Annotated in this window: 5 protein-coding genes; 4 read left to right on the top strand and 1 reads right to left on the bottom strand. The window is 68.0% G+C overall.

What is annotated here, in order from left to right; all coding sequences use genetic code 11:
• Positions 1–123: 123 nt before the first annotated feature.
• On the bottom strand, positions 124–1,140 hold the full coding sequence (locus CGX12_RS18655; protein WP_094041378.1) for a substrate-binding domain-containing protein: 1,017 nt from the start codon (positions 1,138–1,140) through the stop codon (positions 124–126).
• A gap of 197 nt (positions 1,141–1,337) precedes the next feature.
• Here CGX12_RS18655 and galE point away from each other — a divergent pair, with 197 nt between their 5' ends.
• From galE to CGX12_RS18635, 4 genes are all read left to right on the top strand, one after another.
• Positions 1,338–2,351, top strand: a complete 1,014-nt coding sequence (galE, locus tag CGX12_RS18650; protein WP_094041377.1) for a UDP-glucose 4-epimerase GalE — start codon at positions 1,338–1,340, stop codon at positions 2,349–2,351.
• Positions 2,352–2,353: 2 nt separating this feature from the next.
• Positions 2,354–3,394: a UDP-glucose--hexose-1-phosphate uridylyltransferase gene (locus CGX12_RS18645; protein WP_094041376.1), complete on the top strand. Its 1,041-nt coding sequence runs from the start codon at positions 2,354–2,356 to the stop codon at positions 3,392–3,394.
• The gene (gene galK / locus CGX12_RS18640; protein ID WP_094041375.1) at positions 3,394–4,542 is read left to right on the top strand and encodes a galactokinase; all 1,149 of its coding nucleotides are present in this window, start codon (positions 3,394–3,396) and stop codon (positions 4,540–4,542) included. Before CGX12_RS18645 ends, galK begins: the two co-directional genes overlap by 1 nt.
• On the top strand, positions 4,539–5,205 hold a 667-nt coding region (locus CGX12_RS18635), incomplete at its 3' end, for an aldose epimerase family protein (protein WP_497045933.1). The genes galK and CGX12_RS18635, both read left to right, overlap by 4 nt.

Raw genomic sequence — 5,205 nt, 5'->3', positions numbered from 1 at the left:
CCGGAGCGGCCCCCTGGGCGACGACGAGCTGGCGCGCATCGATGCCCTGCTGGCGCGGGACCCGGCGGCCTGAGTCCAGCCCGTAGGCCCGGAAGGGAGTGGCGGCCGCGCGGTGTGCCGCTATCAGGCCCGGGCCGGCCGGCGCACCGGGGCGATGGAATGGCGGTTGATCAGGGGGGGGATATACTGCCGGCTGTCCTCCGGCACCGGCTGTCCCGCCGCCAGCGCCAGCGCCAGCCGTGCCGCCTGGGCCGCCATCAGCTCCACCGGGTAGCGCAGGGTCGACAGCTTGGGCCGCAGGTAACGGGCGTAGATCAGGTCGTCGAAGCCCACCACCGACACCTCCTCCGGCACCCGCAGGCCATTGTCGGCCAGCACCGAGATGGCGCCCGCCGCCATGGCGTCGTTGTAGGCCACCACCGCGGTCAGCGGCGCCCCCTTGGCCAGCAGGTTGAGCATGGCCCGCTCGCCCCCTTCCTCGTTGGGCGGCCCCTGCTCGACCAGCTCCGCCTCCACCCCCAGCCCCGCCTCCCGCAGCGCCTCTTCATAGCCCTGACGGCGGGCCACGCTGTCCTCGATGGCCTGATCGGAGCACAGGAAGGCGATATGGCGATGGCCGAGCTCGATCAGGTGGCGGGTGGCCACCAGGGTGCCCTGCTGGTTGTTGAGGGCGATGCAGCGGCCCTTGAGGGCGGGGATGTCCCTGTTGATCAGCACCATGCCCGGATGGCGCAGGGCATAGTCGATCAGCTCGGCGTCGCTCAGGGCCTTGCTGTGCACCACCAGCGCCTCGCAGCGCTTGCTGATCAGCAGCTCCAGCGAGCGCCGCTCCTGCTCCTGCCGGTGAAAGCCGTTGCCCACCAGCAGGTGCAGCCCCTGCTCCATCGCCACCCCCGCCACCCCCTTCACCAGGGCGCCGAAGAAGGGATCCGCCACGTCGTTGACCAGCACCCCTATGGTGTCGCTGGTCTGGCTCACCAGGGCGCGGGCATTGGCGTTGGGGGTGTAGCCCAGCTCGCGCATGGCCTTGTACACCGCCTCCCGGGCGGCGGCACTGGCCTTGGGCGACTCGTTGATCACCCTTGAAACCGTTGCCACCGACACTTGGGCGAGGCGGGCGACATCCTTGATTGTGCTCATCGGGCATTCACTTTCAGCAGCTTAACGAATCGCCATTATACCCCTAAGCGAAGCCGGGAACAGCCGTCCGGGCCCGGTCCAGGCAAAGATTGCTCTGAAGTAATGTAAACGTTTACACTTATTTGCTAGCATGATCACAGAATGACCTCCGGCCAGTCGGCTAGACTGGCCTCCATCCAACACAAGGGAGTGACAAGATGAGGATCCTGGTAACCGGCGGCTGCGGCTATATCGGCAGCCACACCTGCCTGGCCCTGCAGCAGGCCGGCTTCAAGCCCGTGATAGTGGACAACCTGAGCAACAGCAAAATTAGCGTACTGACGCGAATTGCCGACATCAGTGGCGAAAAACCGGCTTTTTACCAGGGTGACATCCGCGACGACGCCCTGCTCGATCGCCTGTTCTCGGAACAGCCGATCCAGGCCGTGATCCATTTCGCCGCCCTCAAGGCGGTGGGCGAGTCGACCCGCCTGCCCCTGGCATACTATGAAAACAATATCACCGGCACCCTGGCTCTGCTCGACGCCATGACAAGGGCCGGGGTGACCAACCTAGTGTTCAGCTCTTCCGCCACCGTCTATGGCGACCCGGCTTCCGTGCCCATCCGCGAGGACTTTCCCCGCCAGGCGAGCAATCCCTATGGCCGCACCAAGCTGATGGTGGAGCAGATCCTGGAAGATCTGCAACTGGCCAAGCCTGGCTGGAGCATGACGCTGTTGCGCTACTTCAACCCGGTGGGCGCCCACGAGTCGGGCAGCCTGGGCGAGGATCCCCAGGGCATCCCCAACAACCTCATGCCCTACCTCACCCAGGTGGCGATAGGCCGGCTGGCGCGGCTGGAGGTGTTCGGCGGCGACTATCCCACGGTCGACGGCACCGGTGTACGCGATTACATCCACGTCATGGACCTAGCCGAAGGCCACGTCAAGGCGTTGCAGCACTGCCTGGGCCGGCCCGGGGTACACAGCTATAACCTGGGCACCGGCCAGCCCCAGAGCGTACTGCAGATGCTGGCGGCCTTCTCCGACGCCGTCGGTCGGCCCCTGCCCCACCAGGTGGTCGGCCGTCGCCCCGGCGACATCGCCGAATACTGGGCCGATCCGGGCAAGGCCTGGCGCGAGCTGGGCTGGCAGGCCCGCCGCGACGTGGCCCAGATGTGCGCCGACAGCTGGCGCTGGCAGCGCAATAATCCCAACGGTTACGAGGACTGAACATGTTTGATCCCGTCGATCATCCCCATCGCCGCTTCAACCCGCTCACCGGCCAGTGGGTGCTGGTGTCGCCCCACAGGGCCAAGCGGCCCTGGCAGGGCCAGGTGGAAGCGCCGACCGAAGTCCTGGCTCCGACCCACGATCCCGACTGCTACCTGTGCGCCGGCAATCCGCGCGTCACCGGCGAGCGCAATCCCGACTACGAGGGCACCTTCGTGTTCCCCAACGACTTCGCCGCCCTGATGCCCGACACCCCGGCGGCGGACGAACCCGACCCGCTGCTGCGGCTGCAGGCGGCCCGGGGCACCAGCCGGGTGATATGTTTTTCGCCGGATCACGGCAAGACCCTGCCCGAGCTGTCGCCGGCGGCCATCGAAGCGGTAATCGACACCTGGTGCGGGCAGGTGGCAGAGCTGGGCCGAGACTGGCAATGGGTGCAGCTGTTCGAAAACAAGGGCTCGGCCATGGGCTGCTCCAACCCCCATCCCCACGGCCAGGTGTGGGGCTGCGACTTCCTGCCCAACGAGATCCTGCGGGAACAGCAGTGCCAGCGGGACTGGCTGGCCGAGCACGGCCGGCCGCTGCTGCTCGACTATGTGGCACGCGAGCAGGCGGACGGACGCCGCACCGTGGTGGACACCGAGCACTGGCTGGCGGTGGTTCCCTTCTGGGCCGCCTGGCCCTTCGAGACCCTGCTGCTGCCCAAGGCCCCGGTGTCCTCGCTGCCGGATCTCACCCTGTCCCAGAGGGCGGATCTGGCGCGCGCGTTGAAGGAGCTCACCAGCCGCTACGACAACCTGTTCCGCTGCAGCTTTCCCTATTCCATGGGCTGGCACTTCGCCCCGCCGCGGGAAGCCAGGCCGGAAGCCTGGCAGCTGCACGCCCACTTCTACCCGCCCTTGCTGCGCTCGGCCACGGTGCGCAAGTTTATGGTCGGCTTCGAGATGCTGGCCGAGGCCCAGCGCGATCTCACCCCCGAACAGGCTGCCGAGCGCCTGCGCGCCCAGAGCCCGGTTCACTACAAAGAGGCAGAGGAGCTGTGATGATGCCGCTGGATACCGTACTTCCCCTGTTCCGCCAGCTGTTCGGCCGGGAGCCGGACCTGCGGGTGCGTGCGCCCGGTCGGGTCAACCTGATCGGCGAACACACCGACTACAACGACGGCTTCGTGCTGCCCTGTGCCATCGACTACGAGACCTGCATCGCCGTGGGCCGTCGTAACGACGATCTGGTGCGGGTGGTGGCCGCCGACTATGACCGGCAGCAGGACAGTTTCCGCCTGTCCGCGCCCATCGAACCCCACCCGCAGCAGGGCTGGAGCAACTATGTGCGCGGCGTGGTCAGCCAGCTGCAGCAGCGCCAGCCGAGGTTCGGCGGCTTGGACCTGGTGATCTCGGGCAATATCCCCCAGGGCACCGGGCTGTCGTCCTCCGCCTCGCTGGAGGTGGCCGTGGGCCAGGCGTTCAAGGAAGCCTGGGAACTGCCCCTCAGCCAGACCGAGCTGGCTCTGAACGGTCAGGAGGCGGAAAACCGCTTCGTGGGCTGCAACTGCGGCATCATGGATCAGATGATCTCGGCCAATGGCCGGGCCCGCCAGGCCCTGCTGCTCGACTGCCGCAGTCTGGAAAGCCGCCACATCACCATGCCGGAGGGGCTGGCGGTGCTGATCGTCAACTCCAGAGTGCGCCGGGGCCTAGTGGACAGCGAATACAACCTGCGCCGCCGGCAGTGCGAAACCGCCGCCCGTCACTACGGGGTGGCGGCACTGCGCGATCTGGACATGAGCCGGCTCGAGGCCGGCAAGGCCGGGCTGGATGACGCCTGCTACCGTCGGGCCCGCCACGTGGTGGGGGAAAACGCCCGCACCCTGGCCGCCGCCGAGGCCCTGGCCGGACGGGATCTGGTCCGCCTCGGGCAACTGATGGCCGAGTCCCACGCCGCCATGCGCGACGACTTCGAGATCACGGTACCGGCCATCGACGGCCTGGTGGAGATCATCCGCGAGCGCATTGGCGAGCACGGCGGCGTGCGCATGACCGGCGGCGGCTTCGGCGGCTGCGTGGTGGCCCTGCTGCCGCCGGAGCGGGTCGCCGGGGTGATCGCCGCGGTACGCGAGCAGTATCCGGCCCGCTTCGGGCTCGTCGCCGACTGCTACCTGTGCCATCCCAGCGCGGGGGCCGGCCTGTGCTGACCCCGCTGGAGCTGTGCAACGAGACCGGGCTGCGGCTGGCCGTGCTGCCCTTCGGCGCCACCCTGTGTTCGTTACAAGTACCGGTGGGCAATGGGCGGCGGGAGGTCTTGCTGGGCTGCGCCCCGGCCGATTATCCGCGCCAGCAGGGCTGGCTGGGCGCCGTGGCCGGGCGCTTCGCCAACCGTATCGGCGGGGCCTACCTGGCATACGGCGGCGAAGCCTGGTGGCTGGACGCCAACCAGGCGCCCCACTGCCTGCACGGCGGCCGCGACGGCTTCCACCGCCGCCCTTGGCAGCGGCTGGCGCAGGAAGCCGACCGGCTGCGGCTGGGATTGCTCTCCCCCGACGGCGACCAGGGCTTTCCCGGCCGGCTGGAGGTGCAGCTGGAATACCGGCTGGAAGGCTGGGAGCTGGTGGTGGAGTTCCGCGCCCAGTGCGACAAACCCACGCCGGTGAGCCTGACCAGCCATGCCTACTTCAACCTGGACGGCGGCGGCGACGTGCTGGCCGCGCCCTCGCTGGACAACGGATCGTTCTGGTTAGCGGAGATGGCCAGAGCCGGCATCTGGATCACCAGGGGCCTGAACAGACCGGATCACAGCAGCAAGCTGGTGCGTCAGCGCGAGCATTCAAGCAAGAACTTCATACGCCCCATACGCCAGC

It is taken from the genome of Zobellella denitrificans (assembly GCF_002237365.1).
Lineage (GTDB): Bacteria > Pseudomonadota > Gammaproteobacteria > Enterobacterales > Aeromonadaceae > Oceanimonas > Oceanimonas denitrificans.
The sequence above is the reverse complement of the archived record's forward strand: the minus strand, read 5'-3'. Positions and strand labels throughout refer to the sequence as shown.

Bases quoted from the DNA above. Each gene is read 5' to 3' on its own strand.
- CGX12_RS18645 (WP_094041376.1), top strand. From the start codon at position 2,354: ATGTTTGATCCCGTCGATCATCCCCATCGCCGCTTCAACCCGCTCACC.
- galE (WP_094041377.1), top strand. From the start codon at position 1,338: ATGAGGATCCTGGTAACCGGCGGCTGCGGCTATATCGGCAGCCACACC.
- CGX12_RS18655 (WP_094041378.1), bottom strand. From the start codon at position 1,140: ATGAGCACAATCAAGGATGTCGCCCGCCTCGCCCAAGTGTCGGTGGCA.
- galK (WP_094041375.1), top strand. From the start codon at position 3,394: ATGATGCCGCTGGATACCGTACTTCCCCTGTTCCGCCAGCTGTTCGGC.